This is a genomic window from Maribacter litoralis (genome assembly GCF_902506355.1).
Lineage (GTDB): Bacteria > Bacteroidota > Bacteroidia > Flavobacteriales > Flavobacteriaceae > Maribacter > Maribacter litoralis.
Map to the genome: position 1 here is coordinate 2092710 of NZ_LR733271.1, position 26677 is coordinate 2119386.

The 26677-nt window shown below is 37.2% G+C and carries 22 protein-coding genes; 7 read left to right on the top strand and 15 right to left on the bottom strand.

Features of this window, described 5'->3' with window-relative positions:
- Positions 1-2: 2 nt before the first annotated feature.
- From EXIGUO8A_RS08800 to EXIGUO8A_RS08815, 4 genes are all read right to left on the bottom strand, one after another.
- Positions 3-1166, bottom strand: coding sequence for a mandelate racemase/muconate lactonizing enzyme family protein (locus EXIGUO8A_RS08800; RefSeq protein WP_159302827.1), 1164 nt, complete (start codon positions 1164-1166; stop codon positions 3-5).
- Positions 1166-2050 carry a sugar phosphate isomerase/epimerase family protein gene (locus EXIGUO8A_RS08805; RefSeq protein ID WP_159302828.1) on the bottom strand — a complete coding sequence of 295 codons (885 nt, stop codon included), beginning with the start codon at positions 2048-2050 and terminating at the stop codon, positions 1166-1168. Before EXIGUO8A_RS08805 ends, EXIGUO8A_RS08800 begins: the two co-directional genes overlap by 1 nt.
- A 54-nt stretch (positions 2051-2104) precedes the next feature.
- The gene (locus EXIGUO8A_RS08810; protein ID WP_159302829.1) at positions 2105-2401 is read right to left on the bottom strand and encodes a GNAT family N-acetyltransferase; all 297 of its coding nucleotides are present in this window, start codon (positions 2399-2401) and stop codon (positions 2105-2107) included.
- A gap of 142 nt (positions 2402-2543) precedes the next feature.
- Entirely contained in the window at positions 2544-3947 is a 1404-nt protein-coding gene (locus EXIGUO8A_RS08815; RefSeq protein WP_159302830.1) for a purple acid phosphatase family protein, read from the bottom strand.
- 201 nt (positions 3948-4148) lie between these two features.
- On the opposite strand from EXIGUO8A_RS08815, the gene EXIGUO8A_RS08820 reads away from it, so the two are divergent.
- Entirely contained in the window at positions 4149-4775 is a 627-nt protein-coding gene (locus tag EXIGUO8A_RS08820; protein ID WP_159302831.1) for a hypothetical protein, read from the top strand.
- Here EXIGUO8A_RS08820 and EXIGUO8A_RS08825 read toward each other — a convergent pair.
- Positions 4768-6294, bottom strand: coding sequence for a sensor histidine kinase (locus EXIGUO8A_RS08825; protein WP_159302832.1), 1527 nt, complete (start codon positions 6292-6294; stop codon positions 4768-4770). The two genes, EXIGUO8A_RS08820 and EXIGUO8A_RS08825, sit on opposite strands and share 8 nt — an antisense overlap.
- Positions 6295-6586: 292 nt before the next feature.
- Here EXIGUO8A_RS08825 and EXIGUO8A_RS08830 point away from each other — a divergent pair, with 292 nt between their 5' ends.
- From EXIGUO8A_RS08830 to recQ, 3 genes are all read left to right on the top strand, one after another.
- Complete coding sequence (locus tag EXIGUO8A_RS08830; protein ID WP_159302833.1) at positions 6587-7273, top strand: GNAT family N-acetyltransferase; 687 nt, start codon at positions 6587-6589, stop codon at positions 7271-7273.
- A gap of 188 nt (positions 7274-7461) precedes the next feature.
- Positions 7462-7794, top strand: coding sequence for a single-stranded DNA-binding protein (locus EXIGUO8A_RS08835; protein ID WP_116771804.1), 333 nt, complete (start codon positions 7462-7464; stop codon positions 7792-7794).
- 143 nt (positions 7795-7937) lie between these two features.
- On the top strand, positions 7938-10022 hold the full coding sequence (gene recQ / locus EXIGUO8A_RS08840; protein ID WP_159302834.1) for a DNA helicase RecQ: 2085 nt from the start codon (positions 7938-7940) through the stop codon (positions 10020-10022).
- 9 nt (positions 10023-10031) lie between these two features.
- Here the strand turns inward: recQ and EXIGUO8A_RS08845 are convergent, their stop codons facing one another.
- The 6 genes from EXIGUO8A_RS08845 to metG all read right to left on the bottom strand — a co-directional run bounded on the left by EXIGUO8A_RS08845 (position 10032) and on the right by metG (position 19912).
- Positions 10032-11111 carry a T9SS type B sorting domain-containing protein gene (locus EXIGUO8A_RS08845; RefSeq protein WP_159302835.1) on the bottom strand — a complete coding sequence of 360 codons (1080 nt, stop codon included), beginning with the start codon at positions 11109-11111 and terminating at the stop codon, positions 10032-10034.
- 101 nt (positions 11112-11212) lie between these two features.
- Positions 11213-13621, bottom strand: a complete 2409-nt coding sequence (locus EXIGUO8A_RS08850; protein WP_159302836.1) for a putative sodium/potassium/calcium exchanger — start codon at positions 13619-13621, stop codon at positions 11213-11215.
- Between the two features lie 216 nt (positions 13622-13837).
- Positions 13838-14671 carry a phosphatase PAP2 family protein gene (locus EXIGUO8A_RS08855; RefSeq protein ID WP_159302837.1) on the bottom strand — a complete coding sequence of 278 codons (834 nt, stop codon included), beginning with the start codon at positions 14669-14671 and terminating at the stop codon, positions 13838-13840.
- 78 nt (positions 14672-14749) lie between these two features.
- Positions 14750-15652, bottom strand: a complete 903-nt coding sequence (locus EXIGUO8A_RS08860; RefSeq protein ID WP_159302838.1) for a histone deacetylase family protein — start codon at positions 15650-15652, stop codon at positions 14750-14752.
- Between the two features lie 8 nt (positions 15653-15660).
- Positions 15661-17802 (bottom strand): Tex family protein, encoded by a 2142-nt coding sequence (locus tag EXIGUO8A_RS08865; RefSeq protein WP_159302839.1) that lies wholly within the window; start codon positions 17800-17802, stop codon positions 15661-15663.
- Between the two features lie 28 nt (positions 17803-17830).
- Positions 17831-19912, bottom strand: a complete 2082-nt coding sequence (gene metG / locus EXIGUO8A_RS08870) for a methionine--tRNA ligase (protein WP_159302840.1) — start codon at positions 19910-19912, stop codon at positions 17831-17833.
- Positions 19913-20121: 209 nt separating this feature from the next.
- On the opposite strand from metG, the gene EXIGUO8A_RS08875 reads away from it, so the two are divergent.
- Positions 20122-20301, top strand: coding sequence for a hypothetical protein (locus tag EXIGUO8A_RS08875; protein ID WP_159302841.1), 180 nt, complete (start codon positions 20122-20124; stop codon positions 20299-20301).
- A gap of 54 nt (positions 20302-20355) precedes the next feature.
- Here the strand turns inward: EXIGUO8A_RS08875 and EXIGUO8A_RS08880 are convergent, their stop codons facing one another.
- Both EXIGUO8A_RS08880 and EXIGUO8A_RS08885 read right to left on the bottom strand, forming a co-directional pair.
- Entirely contained in the window at positions 20356-22059 is a 1704-nt protein-coding gene (locus EXIGUO8A_RS08880; protein WP_159302842.1) for a DUF1501 domain-containing protein, read from the bottom strand.
- Between the two features lie 11 nt (positions 22060-22070).
- Positions 22071-23564 carry a DUF1800 domain-containing protein gene (locus EXIGUO8A_RS08885; RefSeq protein ID WP_159302843.1) on the bottom strand — a complete coding sequence of 498 codons (1494 nt, stop codon included), beginning with the start codon at positions 23562-23564 and terminating at the stop codon, positions 22071-22073.
- Positions 23565-23751: 187 nt separating this feature from the next.
- Here EXIGUO8A_RS08885 and EXIGUO8A_RS08890 point away from each other — a divergent pair, with 187 nt between their 5' ends.
- Positions 23752-24111: a YraN family protein gene (locus tag EXIGUO8A_RS08890; protein ID WP_159302844.1), complete on the top strand. Its 360-nt coding sequence runs from the start codon at positions 23752-23754 to the stop codon at positions 24109-24111.
- Positions 24112-24199: 88 nt separating this feature from the next.
- Positions 24200-24859 (top strand): aspartate kinase, encoded by a 660-nt coding sequence (locus EXIGUO8A_RS08895; RefSeq protein ID WP_116771794.1) that lies wholly within the window; start codon positions 24200-24202, stop codon positions 24857-24859.
- On the opposite strand, the gene EXIGUO8A_RS08900 is transcribed toward EXIGUO8A_RS08895, so the two are convergent.
- Positions 24856-26175: a TlpA disulfide reductase family protein gene (locus tag EXIGUO8A_RS08900; RefSeq protein ID WP_159302845.1), complete on the bottom strand. Its 1320-nt coding sequence runs from the start codon at positions 26173-26175 to the stop codon at positions 24856-24858. The two genes, EXIGUO8A_RS08895 and EXIGUO8A_RS08900, sit on opposite strands and share 4 nt — an antisense overlap.
- Before the next feature lie 166 nt (positions 26176-26341).
- Positions 26342-26674 carry a tellurite resistance TerB family protein gene (locus tag EXIGUO8A_RS08905; protein WP_116771792.1) on the bottom strand — a complete coding sequence of 111 codons (333 nt, stop codon included), beginning with the start codon at positions 26672-26674 and terminating at the stop codon, positions 26342-26344.
- Positions 26675-26677 lie beyond the last annotated feature (3 nt).

A 26677-nucleotide genomic window follows, 5' to 3' on the forward strand; every position in this document is an offset into this window, starting at 1 on the left:
ATCTATTGTTTAAAATCGTTTACAAAATCCCAATTAGGGGTCAAGCCCAATCCCGGTTTATCAGGTGCAATGAGCATTCCCTCGTTATCTACGGTAATACGCTCCTCTACCAAATCATACATCATAGGGTTACCACCTAAGGAAAACTCTATTACATTGGCAGAAGGAGAAGCAAAAGCAACTGAAAGTCCCGCCATAAAAGAAAATGCAGACCCCCAACAATGTGGAGCCAACTCTAACTGATAGGTATGCGCCAATTGTGATACACGCATAGCTTCGGTGATACCACCAATGATAGCACAATCTGGTTGCAACACATCTAAGGCGCGTTCTGCAATTAAATCGCGAACGTCAAAAGCGGTGTATTCACTTTCTCCGGCTGCAATGGGTATAAAGGTATTGGCACGTACTTCTGCGGTGCCTATTTTATTATCTGGACTAATAGGTTCTTCAAACCAATATAGGTTACAGTCTTCAACGCCTTTTGTAAATTGCTTGGCTTCGGGCACACTGAAAGTACCGTGTGCATCGGTCATTAATTTTATGTGATCGGGCAAGGCTTCACGGGCTGCCTTTACACGTTTAATACTTTCGGCAACGGTTTGATCCATAATACCAACGCGCATTTTTACTCCGCCAAATCCTTTTTCGGTATACCCCAACAACTGTTCGCCAATGGCATCTGCTTTTGCCCAGCCACCACTGGCATAGGCAGGCATTTTATCGCGACAGCTTCCGCCCAATAATTCTACCACGGGTGCACCCAATGTTTTTCCTTTAATGTCCCAAAGGGCAGTGTCGATACCGCTCATAGCAGAAATGGTCAATCCCCTTCTACCTAAAATGGGAAATTTACGTCCTCTAGAGAGTGAATAATGATCTCTTGTGCCATTGTATACATGTTCCCAAATACGAGAAATATTACGGGCATCTTTACCAATTAACTGTGGTTTTAGTTCATTTTCTATACAACTTACAATAGATGCGCAAGACCCGGAGGAGCCTACTGCGGCTTTTGCTTCGCCAAAACCCTGTAACCCGGTATCTGTAGTTACTACGACTAAGGTCATATCAAAATTGGTCAATAGACCGTAATCTGAGAAATGTTGTTTTTCTTTAGGGATAGGGCAGCGTAACCAAAAGGCTTCTATGTTGGTAATTTTCATTAAATAAGTTCTTTAAGGGTGTCAATTGATTTTTTGGTCAGCATGGTATAAAATTCATCGGTTACGGCAGAACTACCGTGGTCTTCCAAGAATTTTTTCTGCTCTGCAGTGAGTCCGTCAGGGTTTGTTTCTATGGAATTTGGATACCGGTTGGCAGGTGTTCTATCTAACGGGGAACAAAATTCAACCGACAGTACTTTGTCGTACTCGATTTCTTTAAGCGTAGAAATGATTTTAGACCAATTTAAATGACCCATACCCGGAGCCATTCTATTATTATCGGCAACATGAAAATTAACCAAACGCTTGCCCACTTTTTTAATGGTGTCGAACATATTAGCCTCTTCTAGATTCATGTGAAAAGTATCTAGGCAAACCCCGCAATTTGGACCTACGGCTTCAGCAAGTGCCAATGCCTGTTCTCCTCTGTTGATGAAATAGGTCTCAAATCTGTTGATAGGTTCAATGCCAATTTGCAATCCGTGGTCTTCGGTATATGTATAGATTTCCTGTATGCCTTCTACAGCCCATTCCCATTCTTCCTCTGGTCTGGCATCGGGTACAATTTTACCTACGGTCGCCGGAACCAACGAAATTACTTTTCCGCCCAATTCATACACCATTTTGGCAACATCCTTTACATATTGAACCGACATTTTTCGTTGTGCCGGATCTTTTGCAAGTAAATTACGTTGCTCTAGCATAAGCGTTACAGAGCCCCAACATTTAATTCCATAGAGATCAAATAGCAACTGGGCTTTTTTAACGTCGTAATCCTCTGGGGTACCTTGTATTTCTATGTGCGTGTAATCTAATTTGTTGATTCTGCTGAGTGTATGCTCGAGCGATTCGGCACGCATCCAATTATGTATGGCTAATTCCATTGATCTGTATTATTGATTTGTTGTTGTTTTATATGATAGTTTGGTTTTCATAATTTACTCTTCGACATTACTGCCTTTAAGCACTAATTTGTTCCACTCTGGATGTCTTTTAATATAGGATGCTACAAAAGGACAAAGAGGTACTAAAATTAAGTTCTGTCTTTCTATATCTTCTAAAATTTTTAGGACAAGGGCAGAGCCTATTCCTTTACCTGCCATGGATTTTGGCACTTCGGTATGGGTAAGGTAAATTTTTTCTTTAGCTATGATATAATCAATGAAAGCTGTTGAATCATCAATTAATACTTCATATCTTTTCTTAGATTTTACATTCACCAAATTCAATTCCATCCCCAAAAAATTTTAGAAGTTTTAAGGTAATGAAAATTGTTTCTATAGAGGAATTTTGGTGAATTGAATTTTGTGAAATGAAGTAAAAATCGGCTTAGTTTAAATATGCCCTGCGTTTACGTTTAAATTAATATACGAAGACTTATTTTTTTAAAAAATCTTGCTTTAAGCGTAAAAACAGTTCGTTTTCGCCATTTATGAGCTTTTTATTGCCTTTGTCATCTTTTTGCAATTCGAAACTATCGTACAAACTGCCTAGTGGCGTAAATGCTTGGTACTTTATACTGTTCTCGTTTACGGTAATTACTTGAAATAATTGAGTAAACTCACCTCTACGTACCATCCACTCCTGGTCTTGTGATTCGTACATTTTTGGTCCGCTGACCGATACGGTGTAAATGGTACCAACATCTGAAATTACTGTTTTACCGTTTTCTTCATTAGATTCATGACCTCTGGCATACGTGTGATCATGCCCCTGTAAGACCAAGTCAACTTTATATTTGTCGATTAATGGCTTCAAAGCATTACGAAGTTCTGTGTTATCTCTGCCTTTTGCAGTAGAGAAAATTGGTAGATGTAGAAATATGGTCGTCCATTTGCTCTTGTTTTTAGAAAGTACGCTTTCTAACCATGCTGTAGCTTGTTTTCGGGTATTAGGGTGTTCGTCAAAATGTTCGGCATCAAAAGAGATCAAATTCATATTTTGATATTCAATGCTGTAATATGTTTCCATGTTTTCAAACTCTGGTCCGTTTTCCGGTAGGTTGAATTGAGGTTTCCATAGTTTTGAAAGTTGACCATTGCTATATTCGTGATTTCCTGGTGTCATAACACTTGGTACGGTAGCATGTATATATCCGCCGGCATAGAACCACTCGCCCCACTCCCTATTAGATTCACTGTGGTTGATCAAATCACCTGCGTGTAACATAAAATCAACATTTGGTACCATTTTATAAGATTTACGAATAACCCTAGACCACATTGATTTTACATCGTTTTGCGCGTCTCCGAAGTAAATAAAACTGAACGATTCATCCTTATTTTCATTTGGCATCTTAATTTGAAACCATTCGCTCCACGTACTTGCATTCGGTGCGCCATAACCCACACGATATACATAAGTTTTGCCAGGTTGTAAGTTATTGACCACGGTGGAGTGATAGGCTGCTTTTACTAAGGGTTCATTATCCCTTATATTTTCATTTTCAAAGAACTCAGTACTTGCCAATATGCTTTTTGCCACACCGGGTAATCGTAATTCTGGTCCATGGGTTTCTAAAGCTATTTCCACATATGCCGAATCTACAGATTGCTCGGTTCGCCAATTAACGGCAAAGCTATGTGAAGGGTCTGTGGTTAAGTTGATTATAATTCTATCTGGAACTTCGGATGGGAAGATTAATTTATGGTCTATGACATCTGAATAATTTTTGTAGTGGGTGTGACCATGGTCTTCGTCATTATTTGTTGTTTGAGAAGTGCCGGTTAGAAGACTAACTATAAATAGTACTAGTATTAAAGTGATTTTGTTGTAATTCATTGGTCATTTAATAGGTATAGTAAAGATGATTGATTTATTACGATAAAAGGTTAAGAAATTGTTGCGTTTAGTTAAACAACGAGTTGAATAAACGTTTTAAACCATGTGATACATTGTAGCTATTCGATGTAATCGCAGATTAATGAATACTTGCGGGTTTTAAATGTAATATATAAAGGTTTTATTACGTTAAATAAGCTTATGAAATTATACGTAGTCTTTCTTTTGTTATTGGTGAATGCAAATTCATTTTCTCAAGACATTACAATGAATAAAGAAGTGAAAGAAATTGTTAAGCTAGGAAAAGATGCCATTGTAAAAATGGCGTTGGGAATGATCGATGAGGATGTAAGCGCTCAAAATTTTTCAAGAATAAAAGTGATGACCAATGGAGAAACAGTTCAAGTTTCTTTTAGAAATCCGATAAAATATCTGCCAGTGAACTCAGTTTTTTATTCTGATTTTGGAGTAGATGTGTTGAAGAATGTCATTAGCTATGCTAAGGTGTCAAATGAAAATTTTAATGCTGATGATAAAATTTCGCCGTATTATAAAACGGAAGAGATGGAAAACACTATTCAATTTGTAATAGAGTCAATCAATTCAAGTGATAACGTTGGGTCAATAGACATAGCTAGCTTTGAAGATGATATGACCATTAGGGAGAGTAAGGACTATTATGATATTTTAGTGGTTTCTGAATTTCAAGAATCAACCTATAAAATAGATAAAGAGTCAGGAAATGTTTTTGATGTAAATCATGCAAAACTGATGTCTTCTCCAACTTTTGATAATGGTCAAGAAAAAGAATTTGTGGAGGTTAATTAGACAACATATCATCCAATTCATTTGAACTTAATTTGGGTGGTTCTTGCACGGTATTTTTAAATTGTAAAATAAATTCGGTTCCTTTATTAATTTCACTTATACAGTGTATTTCACCATCGTTCATTTCCACGAAATCTTTGGTGATCATTAAACCGAAACCAGTTCCTTTCTCGCCAATGGTACCTTTTCTAATTGTAGGACCATGATTACTTTCGTTACTATTTTGCCAATCGGTATTCATACCTAAGCCAAAATCTTTGACTTTAATTTCTACTATATCAGAAGTGCATTGAGACGACAGGATTATTTTTTTGCCATTTTCACTGAATTTAATGGCATTTGATAAAAGGTTTCGTAGAATAACCTTTAGCATGTTTCGGTCAATAAATATGGTTTGGCACAAAATCTCTTGTTCTATAGAAATGTTTTTGTCTTTTGCTGCCCACTCAAATTCCTTTATAATAGCATTGAATACCTCATTTAAATTGCATTGTTCTTTACTGACTTTAACTCCGTCCATCTGTTTGTAAGACCAATCTAGCAAAGTGTTTACCATAGATACACGGTCGTTAACATCACTTTTTAGTTTTGCGGTAATCTGTTTTAAAGGAGTGTCAACCAGTTCATTTTCTATTAATCCGATTAAAACGCTAACATTGTTTAAAGGCCCTCTTACATCATGTGTAAGCAATGAGAATATTTTGTTTTTTAGTTTGTTGACCGTCTCCAGTTCTTTGTTTTGAAATTCGAGTTCAGTTTTTGCCTGTTGTAGTTGTTTGGTTTGGCGATCAACTTCATATGCCAGCCTATTATTTGCATCAAGCTGTATTCTTTTGTTGTCATCTACGATTGATTTGAACTTGAAGCCAATTAAGATAGAGAATAGAATTATTTGCAAGGTTACCAAAATAGAGGTAATCAATATTATATAGTCGGTTTTGATATTGAAGAAATAACTAAGTAACCAAGTAACAATATATAAAATAGAAGCTAAAAGATATGGAGTGTAGGAATAGAGATAATATTTGTTGAATTTCTCTGCATGGAATAATTTAATTCCAGAAATGATATTTAAGACCATAGTGGTCAAAGAAGTTATTGCAGCTATTAATTCTAATATTTTACTAAAAGAATTGAACCCAACAAGCATAGAATAAAGAATGTGTATAATGGGTAGTGTAATAGTAACGTACATTAATATTGTATAAGCTTTGTGTAAGCCTGGGCTGTTGTTCTGTGTGATGTTGAGATAAAATTTGGTAAAGATCAGAAACCCGAATGTGGTGATCATTGCCGTGGTCAACGAAGTGTTTTGTACCAGTTGAGAAAAGCTATTGTCGGCATCGAACAATAATAAGTAAAGTGACCAATGAGCCGTTACACCAATCAAAATAATGCAGTAGTAAAGTAATATTTTGAGTCTAAGAACCAGAAAAAGTAAAAGGTGATAAATTGCGAAAACACCGAATATTGCTGCAAAAACAAAAGTTTCAAGATATTTGTAATCGATTACGTTCATAGTTGCAAACGGTGTATAAGTTGATTTTTATAAGCCACAAATGCAACTTATGTTTATACTTGACCATAACATTGTTATGGGGGAATCAGATCATAGGTTTACAAAATCGATGGGGGATATGTAAGAGTATATTTTTCTTTTTTAATATATGAAAAAAAGTTCACTTATCTATAAATAAGGATAATAGAATCGCTTAGTTTTCTATAAGATTCTATTTATGATATGATGAAATTGTGGTTTTAGATATTATTTATTTTATGCAACTTTACATTTTCCTGTTTATATGTATACTATGGCAAACTTAGAAGAACAACTAAAAAACCCCGTATGGTATTCCCTAATTGAAACCCATAAAAAGTTTGCCGTTGAATTTGACGGAGTACTTTTCTATGAACAGGAGGTATGTACATTTGGTGCTTTTTTTAATGAAGAAAAAACAACCAAAGCATCTAATGATTATCTAGAAACTACCGATAGTTTCTTCTTCGTTTCTGAAAATAAAACACCCTTAGTTGATGATGCCAACGTTTTTTTAGAGAAGAAAATAGATGGTTGCCAAATGGTTTTAAATGAGCTGCCAGATGTTGCTATAACCGAAGAGATAGTTTTGTTGGGCGATGAATATATTGATGAAATTTATAAATTAGTCTGGTTGGTAATGCCCGGTTATTACAGAAGAAAGACTTTTGAAATGGGTAATTATTACGGAATTTTTAAAGAAGGCAAATTAGTGTCAATTACGGGACAACGAATGCAAACCAATTTATTTATTGAGGTAAGTGCCGTTGTTACCCATCCCGATTATACGAGAAGGGGACTCGCCAAACAGCTTATTGCGCACTGTACAAAAGAAATTATAAAGGAGAAAAAGACACCAATTCTTCACACAAACAAAGGCAATGCTGCAATACCACTTTACGAGAAATTAGGCTACGAATTGACTCGAGATATGAATTGGTGGTTATATCGATGTAAATAAAATACTTATTTTTTATTTGTTAATCAATTGATATACAGTATTAAAAAAGTTTTTAAACGAATGTAAACGACAACAAATGATAGTAAACGTTTACAAACCGACTATAGTTTCAAAGCTGATATAGGTTTGCAGTGTCGAGTTCCGGTAACTTGATAGTATGAACTGTTAAACCATTAAAAATTAGTAAGATGAACGCATTAAAAAACAAAGTACAGTTGATTGGAAATTTAGGGCAAGATCCAGAAATCGTAAACCTAGAAGGAGGAACCAAATTGGCAAAATTCTCTATTGCTACAACAGATAGTTACAAAAACGCCAATGGAGAAAAAGTAGACGATACGCAATGGCATAATATTGTTGCTTGGGGTAAAACTGCCGAGATCGTGGAAAATTATTTAATTAAAGGAAAACAAGTAGCCATAGAAGGTAAATTGACCCACCGATCTTATGAAACAAAAGAAGGAGAAAAGAGATACATCACAGAAGTTAGATGTAATGAATTGTTGATGTTGGGGAAATAGGTTTACCTGTTTACAAATAGAGGAACGATGAAGTAATCTGTTGATTTGGTACACGAATTCGACAGATTGCTTCTTATCTCGTAAAGACTTAATAATTTGAAAACAGCTAGCAAAGACAATTCCAAATACTATTTTTGCATTACATGATTACAACAGAACAAGATTTACTTCCCATATTAAAAAAACACTTTGGTTATGATTCTTTTAAGCCAAATCAATTGGCTATTATCGAAGATGCACTTCAGCAAAAGGATGTACTCGCAATAATGCCAACTGGTGGTGGTAAGTCGCTTTGTTATCAACTGACGGCATTAGCTTTAGAAGGAACTGCAATTGTGATTTCTCCCCTAATTGCTTTAATGAAGGATCAAGTAGATGTTCTAAAAGCTAATGGCATTGCTGCAGAATACTATAATAGTTCCCAGTCCGCAGAAACACAACAAGAGATTTTAGGAAAATTGGAACATGGGGAGTTGAAACTGTTTTATGTTGCTCCAGAAAGTTTAGGATTTCTAAACGGAATTTTAGATAGGTTAAAAATTAGCTTGTTTGCCGTTGATGAGGCGCATTGTATTTCTTCATGGGGTCATGATTTTAGACCTGCATATACTCAGCTTGGCGGATTAAAAAGAAGATTTCCCAATATTCCGGTAATGGCACTGACGGCAACGGCCGATAAAACTACTCAAGATGATATCGTTGATCAATTAAGTATACCAAATGCAAAGCGTCACTTGGCTTCTTTTAATAGACCCAACCTGTACTTAGATGTAAAACCTGCCCAAGACCGTATAAAGCATATTTTAGATTTTTTAGATGAAAGACCTTTTGAAAGCGGAATCATCTACTGCCTAAGCCGTAAAAGTACGGAGTCCATCGCAGAGAAATTACGAAATGCGGGCTTTAAGGCGAAAGCATATCACGCAGGAATGTCATCAGAAGAGCGCTCATTGGTGCAGGAAGAATTCATTACGGATAAAGTGCCGATTATTGCTGCAACTATTGCCTTTGGTATGGGGATAGATAAAAGTAATGTACGATGGGTTATTCATTACAATCTACCCAAGAATATAGAAGGTTATTACCAAGAAATTGGTCGTGGAGGTCGTGACGGACTCCCAGCGCACGCATTATTATTTTACAGTTTTGCCGATGTGGCACAGTTGCGAAGGTTTATTACTCAAAGTGAAAATGCAGATGTAGAATATGCCAAATTAGAGCGTATGCAGCAGTTTGCCGAAGCATTAAGTTGTCGTAGAATTGCATTATTGAATTATTTTGGGGAGCAGGTAACCGAAGGTTGTGGCAACTGCGATATATGTACCACACCACCAGCTTATTTTGATGCAACCTTACTTGCGCAGAAAATATGTTCTGGCGTTGCACGGTTAAAAGAGCGTGAGCCAATGGGTATGGTGATAGACGTTTTAAGAGGAGCACAAAACGCACAGGTTTTAGAAAAAGGTTATCAGCATATAAAAACCTACGGAGCTGTAAAGGATGTTTCTTGGTTAGACTTACAGCAATATGTTATTCAGTTATTGAATCAAGGAGTGTTGTATATTAACTTTAGGGAAGGAGCAAGGATTGGACTAACTCCTCAGGCAAAAGAAGTGTTGTTTTCAGGAAAGAATGTTCAACTTGCTGTATTACAAAAGGAAACTGAAAAGAAAAAGGTTGCCACCAAATCACGGGTTAGGAAGACAGATTTGTTTGAAAAGCTTAGGGTGCTTAGACAACAAATCGCAACTGAACAGAATGTACCGGCTTATGTGGTTTTTGGTGATGCCAGTCTAAAGGATATGGAAGCTAAACTACCTAAAAATGAAACGGAGTTCATGGATGTTTCCGGGGTAGGTCAGGCTAAATTAGAAAAATATGCAGATGTATTTTTAGCGGAGATAAAAAAGCATGTTGGTGCAAAAAAATCAAAGCGAAAAACTCATGATCAAACTTTTGATTTATTTAAAGATGGTCTAACGGTTTCTGAAATAGCTACACAAAGAAATCTATCTGAAAATACGATTTACGGGCATTTAATGAAAAAACATGCCGAAGGGGAGGAGCTCGATTTAAATCAGTTTGTAAGTGCCAATGAAATATCAAAAATAGAAGCGGCAAAATCGGAATTGACCAACGCTACCGGTTTAAAAGATTACTTCGAGTATTTTGAAGAAAAAATGCCGTACTGGAAAATTAAATTTGCACTGTATATGTTAGATGCTTAAAAGTCATTACTATCGATCAATATATAAATAGCCTTGTAATGAGAATTCACCGCCATTGACCGCAGCTATATAGTAGTAAATTCCTTGGGCTAAACCGGCATCTCTATCTAAAGTAGAAATTGTTTTTCCTGTATAACCATCAAATTCATCGGTATAATTTTGCGCTTCAAATACAAGTAAACCGTTTCTATCATAAATGTGAAGTACGTTGCTTTCATAGTCCGCAAGTTCTTCAATAATAAAATTATCGTTTACCCCATCACCGTTCGGACTGAGTATATAATGATAACTATTTAAGGAAGTTTCTGGTTGTTCGATTTCATTTGAAGCGAGAACTCCAAATGTAATTGCGGCATATTCATTAGGTGTAAAAAGTTTAGAACTTAAAAAACCATTATTTAAGTCTCCTGTATTTCCTATCCCACCCAAAGTTTTCCAACTCGAGGTAGAAGTTTCAAACCCTACTATTTTAATATCATTTATATTATCGGTAATTCTTTCTATTTTGCTTCGGTCGTTCCAATCAATAGTAATTGAAACTTTTTTAGAACCTTTCAGTATCCAATATTCATTGGTGCTGATGTTTTCAACTTCTTGATTATTATATAAAGGATATGTATTTGTTGAATTTCCATATATATAGCAAGCTGTATAATCGATATCGGAAAATTCTGTTTCCAATGATATAGGTCTGATGTATTCCTGATCCCCAACAGGAAAAATAAAATGGTCAAGAACAGTTGCCTTTACAAAACCATTTACTTTAGAAAAATCAGATGCACCATTAGAAAAGGAAGATGCTTTAAAACCTAGATAATTTTTATGATTGATTTTAGTAGTTTGTAAATCTCCTAAAATGAAATTGGTATTACTGCTAACCGATACAGGAATATTTAAAGTAATATTATTAGGATTAGCTATTTCTAAATCAAACAATTTTGGCTTTATTCTTCCAGAAATGGTATAGCTTTTTTCGCCATAAAGTCCTACTAATCCACTATTACTAAAGAACTGTCCGTCATTTACTACGGGTCCAAAAAATCCAAGTTGACCGTCAGTATGAACTTCTAGGTCTCCATAGTTTTTCATTTTTTGGCTATGTAGTTGTAGCGTGGTAACATAGATTATAATTGCGAATATATATGTATATTTTATATGTTTCATAAATTGGGATATCAATAGGAAAAAGTTTAAAATGACCTTCTTAATTTTAGTTGCGCATTTAATACGTGTGATACCCCAGTAGCTCCAACCGCTCTTGACATTCGTAATTCAATTACATCGCTACCTGTACTTGTGTATTCAAAGAACCTACTAGTTGGGGCAGAAGTTATATTAACGACATTTGGCCAAATATTTAAAACAGGTGTTACTCGAGTGTTATTTACGTAAATAGCGAACCTATTTTTAAATAGACCCAGTGTTTCTAAAATTTCCCATTGTATTTCACCTACATATTTTGCTCCTACAATATTGCTTTCAACAGGTGTAAATGGGCAAGCTACAATCGATAAGTCTACAGCTGATGCTCCAGTTAAATCTGATGTACTGAATGCACTTGCCTGGGTTAGGATTTCCGTTTTTAAGTATGAAGTAAGTGCAGAAGTACTCAATGTTGTAATGGTATCGGGACTGTCTAAATTTTGTTTAATTGCCGTTGCTCCGTCGGCACCTTCAAGGCTTTCGAGCCATTCCGCCTCGGTCCCTGCGAAGCCGTTGTTCTGAGCAATTTCGTATGCGCTTTGTCCATTCGATCCCGCTGCTCCTGTGTCACCGTCGTTTCCGTCGGCACCTTCAAGGCTTTCGAGCCACTCCGCCTCGGTCCCTGCGAACCCGTTGCTCTGAGCAATTTCGTATGCGCTTTGCCCATTTGACCCTGCTGTTCCGGTAGCACCGTCGTTTCCATCGGCACCTTGAAGGCTTTCGAGCCACTCCGCTTCGGTCCCTGCGAAGCCGTTGTTCTGAGCAATTTCGTATGCGCTTTGTCCATTCGATCCCGCTGTTCCGGTAGCACCGTCGTTTCCGTCGGCACCTTCAAGGCTTTCGAGCCATTCCGCCTCGGTCCCTGCGAAGCCGTTGTTCTGAGCAATTTCGTATGCGCTTTGTCCATTCGATCCCGCTGCTCCTGTATCACCGTCGTTTCCGTCGGCACCTTCAAGGCTTTCGAGCCACTCCGCCTCGGTCCCTGCGAAGCCGTTGTTCTGAGCAATTTCGTATGCGCTTTGTCCATTCGATCCCGCTGCTCCTGTATCACCGTCGTTTCCGTCGGCACCTTGAAGACTTGCGAGCCATTCCGCCTCGGTCCCTGCGAACCCGTTGTTCTGAGCAATTTCGTATGCGCTTTGTCCATTCGATCCCGCTGCTCCTGTATCACCGTCGTTTCCGTCGGCACCTTCAAGGCTTTCGAGCCACTCCGCCTCGGTACCTGCGAAGCCGTTGTTCTGAGCGATTTCGTATGCGCTTTGTCCATTCGATCCCGCTGCTCCTGTATCACCGTCGTTTCCGTCGGCGCCTTCAAGACTTGCGAGCCATTCTGCCTCGGTACCTGCGAAGCCGTTGTTCTGAGCAATTTCGTATGCGCTTTGTCCATTCGATCCCGCTGCTCCTGTATCACCGTCGTTTCCGTCGGCACCTTCAAGGCTTTCGAGCCATTCCGCCTCGGTCCCTGCGAAGCCGTTGTTCTGTGCGATCTGGTATGCGCTTTGTCCATTCGATCCCGCTGCTCCTGTGTCACCGTCGTTTCCATCGGCACCTTGAAGACTTGCGAGCCATTCCGCCTCGGTCCCTGCGAAGCCGTTGTTCTGAGCGATTTCGTATGCGCTTTGTCCATTCGATCCCGCTGCTCCTGTATCACCGTCGTTTCCGTCTTCACCTTCAAGGCTAGTTAACCATTCAGCTTCCGTACCAGTGAAACCATTATTTGTTGCGACTTGGTAAGCACTTAGTCCGTTTGACCCTGCTGCTCCATCATCACCATTGCTCCCATCAGCACCTTCAAGACTGGTCAACCATTGAGCTTCCGTACCGGAGAATCCGTTGTTTGTTGCGATTTGGAATGCGCTTAATCCGTTTGTTCCATTATTTCCATCATTTCCGTCAGTACCTTCCAAGCTAGCTAGCCATTGAGCTTCCGTACCCGAGAATCCATTGTTTGTTGCAATTTGAAATGCACTTAGTCCGTTTGTTCCAGTGGCACCTGTTGCGCCTGTAGCTCCAACCTCACCTTTCAGACTTGCTGCATCAGGCGATGTAAATGTCGATCCGTCCGTAGACGATAAGGTAAAGGAGCCATCTTCATTATCAATGATTGAAATGACATTGGAGGTACTGTCGCATAAATTTTGCCAGAGAACCCCATTAAAAGAGTATACACATTTAGTATCCGTATTATAGACTAAGGCACCATTTAAAGGAGTTATACCCAGCATCTCAGAATTCCTAACTCTAGTTAAAACTAGAACTTTAGTAGCGCTTTCAAGTTCCAGTAAGGAAGAATCATGTATTGTACTAACATCATTTCCAATCTTTACTTGAGCAAAACTACTCAAGGAGGTGATTAAAAGTAGGAATAGGGTAATGTAGTGTTTGTTTGAAATCATAGCCTAAAATAATTTTTAGACTAAGTACATCAATAATAAAGGGTTATGTAATTATTTGTTGTAAAATGTAGGAAAAACCATATCAAATAGATATAATATGTTGTAAGAATAAACCTATAAAATGATATTTGTCATATTCGCTTTTTGAGTTTATCACCTTTTAATAATTTACCTAGACCTTTAAATTGAAATTGGATTTAAAAGTGTAGGGTTAGATTAAAAATTTACGGTAACACCCATTTGTCCGGGTCCAAAATTTAGATTCCAACTAACCATCTTTTTTTGGTTGTTATATTTCTCATCATACTTTTTATCTAGATATTTATCTATGGACTCAACGGTTGCAATACTAATAGCGAATGCGAAAACCATATCACTTAACCAATGTTGCCCATCCCACACACGAGAAATACCTGGTATGGCACCTAAAGTATAGATACCGGCTTTTACCCACGGATTTTTAAATTGTTTTCCAATCGCATATGCATTTGTAAAAGCAAGTAATGCATGTCCTGAAGGAAATGAATGGAAATTTCTACTTGAATTAAATGGATCAAACGTGTCTTTGCCTAATTCAGCCAGCGGTCTCGCTCTACCCACTACCGATTTTAATACTTGTTGTAAAAGTCCTGCTGAGGTGGCAGATGATATCAGTAAAACCCCGGTTCTTCTTAATTTTTCGTTTTTGGTAATTAATCCTACGGCATATACTCCAGAAGTTGCCATATAGTTATTTGACGGACTACCGTAAAACTCGCCATAATCTCTTATCAGCTCCGGAACACCCTCTCTATTGTTTCTAATAAACCTAGAAGTATCATCATCAGCTAAATATACCAATGCAGTACCTCCTACCACAGCACCAAATTGAGCCCATTCATTGCCTTCCCAATGCAATGGTCTTGTATATGAATGCCCAACACTTTGAAACATGGTGGCAATATCATATTTGAACATGTTCCATCTTGTTTCGGTAGAATCTTTGCTAGTGTCTTGCGCACTTAAAGAAATACACAAGATTAAACCTAATAGGGTCATTAATTTGTTCATGGCGCAAATTTAAAGTGTTGGTTGTTTAGAATATAATCAAATTGGAACAATGTTTTGCCCTAAACGTTTTCAATAGGCTTAAAAATATAGATTTTGGGCTACTCTAAAGGTATTGGCATGTGCTTCAACAATAACTTTGATGTCTGGAGAATACCCGCCGCCCATACTACATTGTACTGGAATTTTAAAATTATGACATGTTTTTAGTACATATTCATCGCGTTTTTTACAACCCTCTATAGTCATACCCAAAGTACCTAATTTATCACTTTCAAGAATGTCAACACCACAGAGGTAAAAGATGAAATCTGGTTGAACGCTTTCAATTAGCCGAGGTAATTTCTCTTTAAGTATAGAAAGATATGTTTCATCAGTGGTTCCTTTTGGTAATGGAATATCTAGGTCTGACTTTTCTTTTTTAAACGGATAATTTCCTTCTCCATGCATGGAAAATGTAAATACGGCATCATCATTCTGAAATATTTCTGCAGATCCGTTTCCTTGATGTACATCTAAATCGACAATTAGAATCTTCTTAGCAAGACCTTTGTTTAATAAATATCTAGCGCCGATTGCTTGGTCGTTTAACATGCAAAATGCTTCACCGTGGTCGCTATAGGCATGGTGGGTTCCACCGGCTATATTCATTGCTATTCCATATTCTAAGGCAAAATCACATCCTTTTATCGTTCCATCGGCAATAATGCGTTCTCGCTCTACTAAATCTTCTGAGAGGGGAAAGCCTATTTTTCGGGCCATTTTGGGCGAAATCATAATATTCAACAAATCATAGAAATACTCAGGGTCGTGAACAGCTACAATATGTTTGTCATTTGGTATTTCTGGCTCAAAGAAATTTTCTTCTGTACAGGTACCTTCATGAATCAATTGCTGTGGTAATAGCTCATATTTTTCCATAGGGAAACGATGCCCCTCTGGTAACGGATGTTTGTATATAGGGTGATAGGCGATTTTCAGCATCGACCTAATCATTTATGAAGTTTCAATTGAATTCTTTTTCGGGCTACATCAACATCCAAGACCTTCACAATAATTTGCTGATGTAAATGAACATGCTCGTTTACATCTTTTACAAAAGAATCCGAAAGGTTTGATACATGTATTAAACCACTTTCTTTGATGCCTATATCTACAAAACAGCCGAAATTGGTAATGTTATTTACAATACCTGGTAACAATTGACCGCTATGCAAGTCGGTAATGGATTTAATGGTCTGGTCAAAAGTGAAAACCTTAGCTTTTTCACGACGATCCAACCCTGGTTTTTCCAACTCTGAACGAATATCTTCTAAGGTAGGGAGCCCAACATCATTGGTGCAGTATTTTTTAAGGTCAATTTCTTTAAGAAGCGTTTTGTTTCCGATCAAGGATAAAATTTCTGTTCCCTTATCTTTTGCCATCTGCTTAACAATGCTATAACTTTCTGGGTGTACGGCAGAATCGTCTAACGGATTTTCAGCGTCTTTGATACGTAAAAAAGCTGCACCTTGTTCATATGCCTTACCGCCTAAACGAGGAACGGCCATAATATCTTTACGACTTTTAAATGCCCCATTTTCTTTTCGTTGGGCAACGATATTCTCTGCCAATTTCGGACCAATACCAGATACATAACTCAATAATGGGACACTGGCGGTATTGATATTTACGCCGACCGAGTTCACGCAACTTTCAACCACGGTGTCTAATGAGTTCTTTAATTTAGTTTGGTCAACATCATGTTGATATTGCCCTACACCAATAGACTTAGGGTCTATTTTAACCAGTTCTGCAAGTGGATCAGCTAAACGTCTACCGATAGATACGGCACCACGAACGGTAACATCATAATTTGGGAATTCTTCACGGGCAATTTTAGAGGCGGAGTAAATAGAGGCTCCTGCTTCACTAACTACATACACTTCAACAGGATTGTTGAAAATGACCTTCTTTACAACCTGCTCTGTTTCTCTAGATGCTGTACCATTACCAATAGCAATTGCTTCTATTTTATATGCATTTGCCAATGAACTTAATTTCTTGATTGCTCCAGCAACATTATTTTGTGGTGCATGTGGATAAATAGTTTCATTATGTACCAAATTGCCCTGTTCGTCTAAGCAAACCACCTTGCAGCCAGTTCTAAAACCAGGATCTATGGCAAGTATACGTTTTTCACCTAGAGGTGCGCCTAACAATAGCTGTCTCAAATTATTGGAGAATACTGCAATGGCATCATCGTCCGCCTTTTCTTTTGCAGCTTTGAGCAGTTCGTTTGATAAGGACGGAAATAACAATCTCTTATACGCATCTGCAAGAGCCAACTCTATTTGTTTGGCACAGGCATTGTTCGTTTTTATGATTCTATTTTCAATTCTGTCTAATAAACGTTCGTCATCCAATTCAATTTTTACTCGTATGAATTTTTCGGATTCTGCACGTAAAATGGCTAGAAGTCTGTGTGACGGACATTTATTTAACGGTTCGCTCCAATCGAAATAATCTCGAAATTTCTGAGCCTTTTCATCGTCTTTTTTTGTGCCTATTACTTTGGTGGTTATAATGGCATATCTTGACAGCTGAGACCTTATAGATGCTCTTATATCTGTTCGTTCGTTGATCCATTCCGAAATGATATGGCGGGCACCTTCCAAAGCATCGTCTTTATTCTCAATAATATCGTTCAAATATTTAGAGGCTGTAAATTCAATATCATCATCACGTTGTGCCATAATGATTTTTGCTAACGGCTCTAATCCGTTTTTACGGGCAACTTCGGCTTTGGTTTTTTTACTCTTTTTAAAAGGTAGGTAGAGGTCTTCTAATTGCGTTAAATCTTCGGCGTTTTTAAATTTTTGTTTCAATTCAGACGTTAAAACACCTTGTTCTTCAACAGCTTTAATAATCGTTTTTTTTCGTTTCTCAAGTGCTTCAAACTGTTCTTTATATTGTACTATAGCGCCTACCTGAACTTCATCTAAATTACCGGTTTTTTCTTTTCGATACCGCGAAATAAATGGTATGGTGCAATCGGCATTTAAAAGCTCAATGGTGTTTTGAATGCCTATTTCCGGTAGTTGGGTATGTTTAAGTATGTAGCCGACAATTTCGGCCGAATTAGAATTTGCCATTTATAAATGTAGTTTTTTTGTGAAGAATCTAGCTTATCCCTTCACCATTACCAACGCCATCTTCATCTGGGTTGACAAACACCAATTTTCCATCGGTGTTTTCGGTCATTAGAATCATGCCTTCACTATCAACACCACGCAATGCTCTTGGTGCTAGGTTGACCAATACGGTTACTTTCTTACCAACAATGTCTTCTGGTTTAAAGCTTTCTGCAATACCAGATACTATGGTTCTGACATCTAAACCGGTATCTACTTTTAAAACTAAAAGTTTTTTGGCTTTCGCCATTTTTTCAGCTTCGATAATAGTACCTACCCGCATATCCAATTTAGAAAAATCATCGAATGTTATGGTATCTTTTTGTGGCATTACTTGCTTGTTTTCGTATTCGTTCGCTTTTTTGGTCGCTTCCAATTTATCTAACTGAGCTTGAATTTCACTATCCTCAATTTTTCTAAAGAGCAATTCTGCTTTGTTTATTTGATGGTCGGGTTTCAACAATTCCTCTTTTAGAGAAACATCGTTCCAACTTTCACCTGGGCTACCCTCAGTAGAAGTTAGATTTAAAATATTCTTAAGCTTACTAGAAGTAAATGGTAAAAATGGTTCGCTCAGAACCGCTAATCCGGCAGCAATTTGTAGCGCTACGTTCATAATGGTTTTTACACGTTCTTCGTCAACCTTAATTACCTTCCATGGTTCTGCATCCGCTAAATATTTATTACCTAAGCGAGCTAAGTTCATTAGTTCTTGACCAGCTTCCCTAAAACGATAGCGTTCAATGGAGCTTGAAATTATTTCTGGGTACTTTTTTAATTGTTCAAGTGTCTCGTTATCAACATTGGTTAGGCTTCCTGCAGCGGGTACTTTACCATCGTAATATTTATTGGTCAATACCACCACTCGGTTAATGAAATTACCAAAAATGGCTACTAACTCATTATTGTTTCGGGCTTGAAAATCTTTCCAGGTGAAATCATTATCCTTGGTTTCTGGAGCATTAGCTGTTAATGTGTAGCGCAGCGAATCTTGCATCTCAGGGAAATCAACCAAATACTCATGTAACCATACTGCCCAATTTTTTGAGGTAGAAAGTTTGTTACCTTCTAAATTCAAGAATTCGTTTGCGGGCACATTTTCCGGTAAAATATAACTTCCTTCCGCTTTTAGCATAGAAGGGAAAATAATACAGTGAAAAACAATGTTATCCTTCCCTATAAAGTGCACTAGTTTAGTATTTTCATCTTTCCAGTAGGGTTCCCAGTCTATGCCTTCACGTGCAGCCCACTCTTTGGTAGATGATATATATCCGATAGGCGCATCAAACCATACATAAAGTACTTTTCCTTCTCCACCTTCAACGGGTACGGGTATTCCCCAATCTAAATCCCTGGTAACCGCTCTAGGCTCTAAACCACCATCTATCCATGATTTACATTGGCCGTATACATTGGGCTTCCAATCATCTTTATGCCCTTTTAAAATCCAGTTTCTCAAGAACTCTTCATATCGATCTAGAGGTAAAAACCAATGTTTTGTTTCTTTGGTTGTGGGTACGGTACCGGTAATAGTTGATTTCGGATTAATTAAATCCGTTGCATTTAAACTTGACCCACAGTTTTCGCACTGATCACCATATGCTTCTTCATTACCACATTTTGGGCAAGTGCCTATGACGAAGCGGTCTGCTAAAAACTGTTGTGCTTCTTCATCGTACAACTGAGCAGTAGTTTCCTCGATAAAATCTCCTTTTTTATACAGGTTTATAAAGAATTCTGATGCTGTTTTATGGTGTACGGGAGCAGAAGTTCTAGAATAATTATCGAAGGTAATACCAAAATCCATGAAGGACTGCTTAATAATAGCATGGTATTTATCGATGATATCTTTAGGAGTTACGCCTTCTTTTTTTGCTTTCATTGAAATGGCAACACCATGTTCGTCACTACCACAAACAAAGGCAACATCTTTACCTATTGATCTTAAGTAACGAGCGTAAATATCTGCAGGTACATACACACCGGCCAAATGACCTATATGAATTGGACCATTGGTGTATGGTAATGCTGCGGTAATCGTATATCTAGAGGGTAATTTAATATCGGACATCAAAATAAATTAAGCCACAAAAATACTGAATTTGCCGGGAGAATTACTAATAACCGTACAATTCAAGTTTGTATTGCCATGAAACTTAAGACAATTTTTGGAGGGAAATAGAAGTATATGTTAGGATGGAAAAAGAAAATTATACTAAAACGGGATAATTTCAGTTCTATTGTAAGAAAAAACTTATTTTTTTTAAAAACATAAAAGATATGGCAGTTGGTGATTCAAAAAAAATTAAGCTAGATCAAAGCTTGGAAAAATTGAATGTAGAAAGCAAAAGTACACAGACGATTAAAGAAGATGTTGTGTTACTCTATAAAGATAAGAACCATAGAATCATTAAAGAATTAAGGTTCGAATCTAAAATGAATAATTCTAAACTTACATAAAAAAAGCCCTATTTATTTTTAAAAAATAGGGCTTTTTCATTTGTGGGAAACAAACTAGGCTACCATAACGGATTTACTCATCTTTTGATTCTGTACAATGATCCTATAGATGTATTTTCCTGTTGATAACTGTTCGGGCATGCGCTCTCGTATATTTATTTCGGTAGAACCCTCAAACATCATTTCGTTGAAAACAGTACCTACCTTTTGTCCTAAAATATTATATAATTGAATATCTACGTGTGCCGAGAATGGCATTTCTAAATAGATATGTGGGGTTTGATCTGTAGGGTAAAAGGGTTTATGAACCACGGCATTCAATAAATCTGGACTAATAGGTGTTTCTGCCTCTTCACCTGGTGGAACCGGTGGAGTAACTTCACCATCGCTATATGCAATATCTGGAAATGGCTCGCCACTACAGCTGAAACCTAAATCTACAGGTACATAAGGTTTATAATTCAATAAATGTGCTTCTACCAAAGGAATATCAACACATAGCCATTCTGCTAGAACGGTTGCATACAAATCTCTAAAGTCCATCGTGTACTCTAAATTTCCTCTTCCATCTGGGTCGTCTAGAGTTGGGTGGTCGCCTACAAATGCACTGCCGTTCAAACCTGATCCGAAGAACAAGGTAGGTGTAGCCTTACCATGATCCGTACCATTGGAACCATTCTCAAAAATACGTCGCCCAAATTCAGAAAAAGTCATACTCAACACTTTATCATCTTGTTGTGTAAAGGCAATATCCTCATAAAAGTTGTTTACCGCTACCGATAAATTGGTCATTAACTGTGCATGTGCCTGTGGTTGATTACCATGAGTGTCAAAACCGCCCATTGAAATCATATACACCTTTGTTCCTAAATTTCCTTTGATCAATCTTGCGATAAGGGCTAGTTGACGTGCAAAACCATTGTCTTGGTACTCTACTTGATTTTGACCTCTTGTGTAGGCATCGTGGATAATACCAGAATATTCATATGTGGTATTCGCGACTCCCCTTAAAAATTTAAGTTGATCACCATACATACAATCATTAAATAAGGTATCATCTAAACCATAAACTACACCAGATTCTGCAATTTCCTCTAATTGATCAACGTTTGAGGTAACGAAAGCATAATTTGTTTCATCGCCTTGAAATACCAAACTACCAAACTGACCAATTTGTATGGCTGCTGGTGCTGCTGGCGGATTTACCAAATAATCTGGATAAATACTTTCAAAATGCCTGCCCATCCAACCAGTATTTAATCCACTAAAACCGGTAGTTTCTATATCTGTATTCGCAAAAATATCCGATCCTGTAAAATGTGATAAACTCTGACCTTCGTAACCTACCCCATGAACGGCTTTAAATTGTCCTTGATCCCACATTGGGGCTATAGAGCTCATGTAAGATGGTACACCAAATTCATCGGTCAATTTAAGTACTTTACTTTCTGGAATATAAATGTTTGGCCTTGCGTTGGCATAGCTATCATATTGCTCAATAGGAATTACGGTACTTAGACCGTCATTACCACCGGACAAACGTATAAGAATTAAAATATTATCTGTTTCCGCCGCTGAAATACCAGCAGATAACGCAGACGGTGCCGAAGCCGTTAGCATATTTGAACCTAACATCATTGAGCCTGATCCAGCAATGCCCATTGCTTGTAAAAATGAGCGTCTGCTCCATGTTTTATGTTCTTCATCATGGCCTTCGTGATGTAGGCCTTTAAATGGGGTGTGGTGTGTATTGCACATAGAAGTAGGTGTTATTTTAATTGAAACTCTGGTTGTCTCGCTAAATATTGATAAAGTAGATATACTTGAAAGGGTCCTTGTGGCCAAGTAGCCAATGTCCACGATTCTTGGTTGCCGCCTTCGTAATAAACATCTTCAACATCACTTCTAAAAATAGTGAATGCCTTGGCATACTCATCTTCGTTCAATAGTCCTTTAGTGAGTATAAAATCTATTATTAGCCTTGCAACTTCATCTGGGTTATTACTGGTTAAGCCTACATTACCAGATATTTCTAGACCTAAGCTTCTAAACTGTTCGTTATCTGCCATGTAGAAATTCTCTAGAATACTTTCAATGGTCAGCCAACGACCGATCATAAAATTGGTATTGATCCAAGATCTGTTTCTTTGCCAACCGGCAACATCAAAAGGTTCAAAAATTTCTTGACTTAATAATGTACTATAGTTGACCATTTCGGCCACATTGGTATCGGTATAGGCAAAACTAGATTCTTTCAATGTATTAAAGTAGAAATCTACAGGACTTTTAATGATTACTCCTATAGCTTCGTCATCAAAGAAATGTTGGCTTTTAAATAATAGTCTTAATACCGGAGCCAACTCAAAATCGCTCGATACAAATGTCGCCGCCATACCATCAATAATAACTTGGGCATTATTGGCATCGTCCCTAGAATCTGGGTGTACAAAGAATTCATATAACTTACGGCAAATGAACTCCGCTATCTCGGGTGCTCTTTGTTCAAAAAGAATATCAATGACATCGTCATATCCCCAATTACCTGTTTGCCCTAAAATTGTTTTAGTGCCGGCATCATGCTTTGTAGCGTCAAAGGCAACCGGCGAACACCCAACTTCGCCTCGTTCTACATAACCACTTAACGCTTTTGCCGTTTCTATAATGTCTTCTTCGGTATAGGCGTTGCCTTCACCAAGGGTAAATAACTCATAGAGCTCACGGGCATAATTCTCGTTGGGGTTGTTACCATTGTTGTATACCCCATCTAGGTAATATAACATGGCATTGGTAAGCCCTATCTCCCTGGTAAACGTTCTAAAATTGCCTATTGAATTACGTTGTAAACACTCTATGTATTCATATAAATAAGAGTTGCAATTATAAACATCCAATTCGGTTACGAAATGGTTACTCCAAAAGAAGCTTAATCTATCCCTTAAGTTGTTGTTCAATAAGCTATTGGCATAGGCTAACTGAAACTCATTTTTCTGTTCTCTTTTTAATTGGTTGCTTGCATCACTATCCTCAGGATAATCGTCATTGTTCCAATTTGCCCAAACAGGAGCGGTAATTGTAGGCATGCTCAAAGCTTCATCTATTAAAGTGTCTACCAAATTACCGGCAGGCTGACCTGCTGCTTGATTAATGGTTTCGACCGAGGCACTGAATCCTAACCGTCTGTATAAATGGGATGCTCTCAGCTGATCTAAGTTAGCTGTATACGGAGCAAGAGTAGAAGTATTACAATTAATGAAATATTCCATAGTCTTAAAATAGGCATTTGTGTTACGTTCGTAGAGTTGGGGCTTCTATGCTAAACGTTTCGAAATTTGGTATAGTATTTAAAACTATCTATTTTCGATAATCTGGAATCAAATAACGAGAATTATCCTCATAATGGCGTCGAAATTCCTATATTTTCGATGAATTACACAATCTACATAGTAATACATGGGAAAACATAATGAATTTGGAAAGGAAGGTGAGCAGTTAGCGGTGGATTACCTTAAAAAGAAAGGATATACCATTACCTATAAAAATTACAGGTACCTTAAAGCAGAAGTAGATATTATCGCAAGAAAAGATGATGTTCTTGCCATTGTTGAGGTGCGGTCTAGAAGTTCAAATTTTATTGAGAATATTGCAGAGACCGTAACACCTAAAAAAATTAAGTTGCTGGTTATGGCCGCTGATCATTATGTAAGCGAAAATGATATTGATGTAGATGTACGATTTGATATTATAACCATACTCAAAAATAGGAGCAAATTTGAACTGGAACATTTAGAATCTGCCTTTTACCATTTCTAAATAATCTACTTGATTAGTAGATTTATTAAAAAACATTTTGTTTTATTTGTAACAAGTTGTTATATTTGCACAACAACCTTATAATAAAATGAAAACAATATCGTCAGTCGTTGAAGAGTACATCAAGAAAAAACCATTTTTGCAAAGTGCTCTTGCTCAAGGAATCATCAACCTTACATCACTTTCTAGAATAGTTAAACCAGAAATTGAGCATGAACTAGGTAAGGATATTCGTAACGGTGCAATTGTTATGGCACTAAAACGTTTGTCTGATGACTTAGAATTTAGGGCTACCCACAAAATCTTAAAGGTATTGAAGAATATTGGTGAGATTACGGTAAGATCATCGTTGACCGATTATACTTTTTTAGCTTCTGATAAGATATTGGTGCATCAAGCAAAACTACTGGAAGAAATCAACAATAACCAAGATGTATTTTATACCTCTAGTCGTGGTGTAAACGAAATCAATATTGTCATCAGCAATGTGATGGACAAAACGGTAGAAAAGCTCTTTAAAGATGAGAAATGTACTCAAAAAGCAGAAGACCTTTCTTCGATAACCGTAAAATTACCAGCTGAAAACGTTTCGGTTCCGGGTATTTATTACTTTATTTTTCAGCGTTTAGCTTGGGAGGGTATTGTACTTTACGAAGTAATTTCTACAACCAACGAATTCACTATTCTTGTAAATGATGAACAAGTGGATATGGCATTTAAAACAATCAAAGATTTAAAGTCGCTTTAATTTTCTAATTGTTCAACCACCTCTTTGTCTGATTCTGGTTTAGATAAAAATCGTTTTTCGCTATCTAAGATAAAATAAGTGGGTGTACTTTGTATACCGAATGTTTTGGCATAATCGCTTTCCCATTTGCCCAAGGCTATGGCGTGGTTGAATGAAGGTAGTGTGGCAGAAACTTTTTTCCAGTTGACGGCATCGTCTTCTAAACCAACTGCTATAACTTTTAGATTTTCATAATCCTCTAGCTCTTTATGAAGCGCAGGCAGTTCTTTCAAACAATGTGAACAAGTGCTGCTCCAAAAAACAAGCAAATAATTAGCTGCAGGTTCCATTGTTAAAAGCGATTGTTTTTTGCCCTTTGCCTCCCAGGTAATATTAGGAGAAACAGCACCTTTTCTTAAGCGAGATGCCATTTCTATTTCATCTACAAGTTTTTGGTTCTTATTGGCTAAGGCCGCTTTTTTTAAATGATTTTTAAAAATATAATCTTGTACTTCTGCTATACCATTGGCACCTGCAATTTTCCATAATTGGTGAAAAGACCTTACTTGAAAACCTAAAGGTGTATTGACAATCTTTTCAGCGGTAACCTTTAAATTTTTAATGACTTCTGAGACCAATTGTTCTTTAGTGGTAATATTTACTGGTAATGCAGAAAAAACGTAGCTAGAGAATTTATCGGTTAAAAAGTTAGAGCTCTGTAGCAATGGGTCTTTGATAGCTAAATGATCAAAATGATGCTGTTTCTTATTTTTTAGGAAGGTCTCAAGATTCTCAAAATCTGAAGGTATATAACTTCTGTTCGCTTTTATAAATTTGTGGGCAATGGTATTAACATGGTTCTCTTCATAGGTAGCTTGTAGTGTTTTCAGCTCATTTAGAATAGCCATATACTCTTTTCTGGATTCCTTACCAAGCTCATAATATTCCAATAAGCGGTCTTGGGCAACCGTTATCTTAGAAAAATACTCATTGTACCATTTGTTCTCTACTGAATTGGTGATGGTTAAACCATCTTGAAGGTCAAAATTAAATTTAACATGTTCTTTTTTGTCATATATGACATCAATATAAAATTCGTCTTGCGGTACTGCATATACAAGCCTATACATACCAGCTTGGGCCGTAATGGGCATTTCTAAGGAAAAAGCCCCGTCTTTAACAGCAGTATCTTTACTATAACGCTCTCCATTTGGAGTAAGCTCATAGGCAATTAACCATTTAAAATCTTTTGCGGGGGAAAAATTTCCGCTTATTGTCCCTTGTGCCTGTATACCAATGGTTATAAAAAGGATACAAAAACGTATAAATATTCTCATGCTGATGTTAAAACAATTATTGGACCAAGAATGGTACTAACATTTTAAAATTGATGATGTTAGCCATCTATTATTCTATATTGGTTATTGATGAAGTGAAGATTTTACCATTCACAGAATAAAAGTAACAATCAAGCTGCAAATGAAAGCTTTAATTTTGAAAAGGTTATGAAAATTCTTTTTGAATTTTCATATGACCTAGCGCTTCAGAAATTTTAAGTAATTCTTTTTCGTGCACGAAACCGTCAGAAATAGCAACTTCTTCCAATAGTTGGGCAAGAGCCCTTTTCTTTGGTAAGGACATTGAATTTAGAATTTTATAGGCTAGGTCTTTATTTAAATTACGTGCTTGGCCAATAAAGAAACTATCAAATGCAAAGCGATCCATAAGTTGGGTAAGGTATTGCATTTCTGCAGGTGCTACTTTGCTATCTGCAAGAATAACATAGTCTACCATTTTTACAACAGCTAATTTCTCTTGTTTTGTATAATTGATCATTAG

What these genes read in the sequence shown, in the direction of transcription:
- EXIGUO8A_RS08800 (WP_159302827.1), bottom strand. Translation starts at nt 1,166, where the DNA reads ATGAAAATTACCAACATAGAAGCCTTTTGGTTACGCTGCCCTATCCCT.
- EXIGUO8A_RS08805 (WP_159302828.1), bottom strand. Translation starts at nt 2,050, where the DNA reads ATGGAATTAGCCATACATAATTGGATGCGTGCCGAATCGCTCGAGCAT.
- EXIGUO8A_RS08810 (WP_159302829.1), bottom strand. Translation starts at nt 2,401, where the DNA reads ATGGAATTGAATTTGGTGAATGTAAAATCTAAGAAAAGATATGAAGTA.
- EXIGUO8A_RS08815 (WP_159302830.1), bottom strand. Translation starts at nt 3,947, where the DNA reads ATGAATTACAACAAAATCACTTTAATACTAGTACTATTTATAGTTAGT.
- EXIGUO8A_RS08820 (WP_159302831.1), top strand. Translation starts at nt 4,149, where the DNA reads ATGAAATTATACGTAGTCTTTCTTTTGTTATTGGTGAATGCAAATTCA.
- EXIGUO8A_RS08825 (WP_159302832.1), bottom strand. Translation starts at nt 6,294, where the DNA reads ATGAACGTAATCGATTACAAATATCTTGAAACTTTTGTTTTTGCAGCA.
- EXIGUO8A_RS08830 (WP_159302833.1), top strand. Translation starts at nt 6,587, where the DNA reads ATGGCAAACTTAGAAGAACAACTAAAAAACCCCGTATGGTATTCCCTA.
- EXIGUO8A_RS08835 (WP_116771804.1), top strand. Translation starts at nt 7,462, where the DNA reads ATGAACGCATTAAAAAACAAAGTACAGTTGATTGGAAATTTAGGGCAA.
- recQ (WP_159302834.1), top strand. Translation starts at nt 7,938, where the DNA reads ATGATTACAACAGAACAAGATTTACTTCCCATATTAAAAAAACACTTT.
- EXIGUO8A_RS08845 (WP_159302835.1), bottom strand. Translation starts at nt 11,111, where the DNA reads ATGAAAAACTATGGAGACCTAGAAGTTCATACTGACGGTCAACTTGGA.
- EXIGUO8A_RS08850 (WP_159302836.1), bottom strand. Translation starts at nt 13,621, where the DNA reads ATGATTTCAAACAAACACTACATTACCCTATTCCTACTTTTAATCACC.
- EXIGUO8A_RS08855 (WP_159302837.1), bottom strand. Translation starts at nt 14,671, where the DNA reads ATGAACAAATTAATGACCCTATTAGGTTTAATCTTGTGTATTTCTTTA.
- EXIGUO8A_RS08860 (WP_159302838.1), bottom strand. Translation starts at nt 15,652, where the DNA reads ATGCTGAAAATCGCCTATCACCCTATATACAAACATCCGTTACCAGAG.
- EXIGUO8A_RS08865 (WP_159302839.1), bottom strand. Translation starts at nt 17,802, where the DNA reads ATGGCAAATTCTAATTCGGCCGAAATTGTCGGCTACATACTTAAACAT.
- metG (WP_159302840.1), bottom strand. Translation starts at nt 19,912, where the DNA reads ATGTCCGATATTAAATTACCCTCTAGATATACGATTACCGCAGCATTA.
- EXIGUO8A_RS08875 (WP_159302841.1), top strand. Translation starts at nt 20,122, where the DNA reads ATGGCAGTTGGTGATTCAAAAAAAATTAAGCTAGATCAAAGCTTGGAA.
- EXIGUO8A_RS08880 (WP_159302842.1), bottom strand. Translation starts at nt 22,059, where the DNA reads ATGTGCAATACACACCACACCCCATTTAAAGGCCTACATCACGAAGGC.
- EXIGUO8A_RS08885 (WP_159302843.1), bottom strand. Translation starts at nt 23,564, where the DNA reads ATGGAATATTTCATTAATTGTAATACTTCTACTCTTGCTCCGTATACA.
- EXIGUO8A_RS08890 (WP_159302844.1), top strand. Translation starts at nt 23,752, where the DNA reads ATGGGAAAACATAATGAATTTGGAAAGGAAGGTGAGCAGTTAGCGGTG.
- EXIGUO8A_RS08895 (WP_116771794.1), top strand. Translation starts at nt 24,200, where the DNA reads ATGAAAACAATATCGTCAGTCGTTGAAGAGTACATCAAGAAAAAACCA.
- EXIGUO8A_RS08900 (WP_159302845.1), bottom strand. Translation starts at nt 26,175, where the DNA reads ATGAGAATATTTATACGTTTTTGTATCCTTTTTATAACCATTGGTATA.
- EXIGUO8A_RS08905 (WP_116771792.1), bottom strand. Translation starts at nt 26,674, where the DNA reads ATGATCAATTATACAAAACAAGAGAAATTAGCTGTTGTAAAAATGGTA.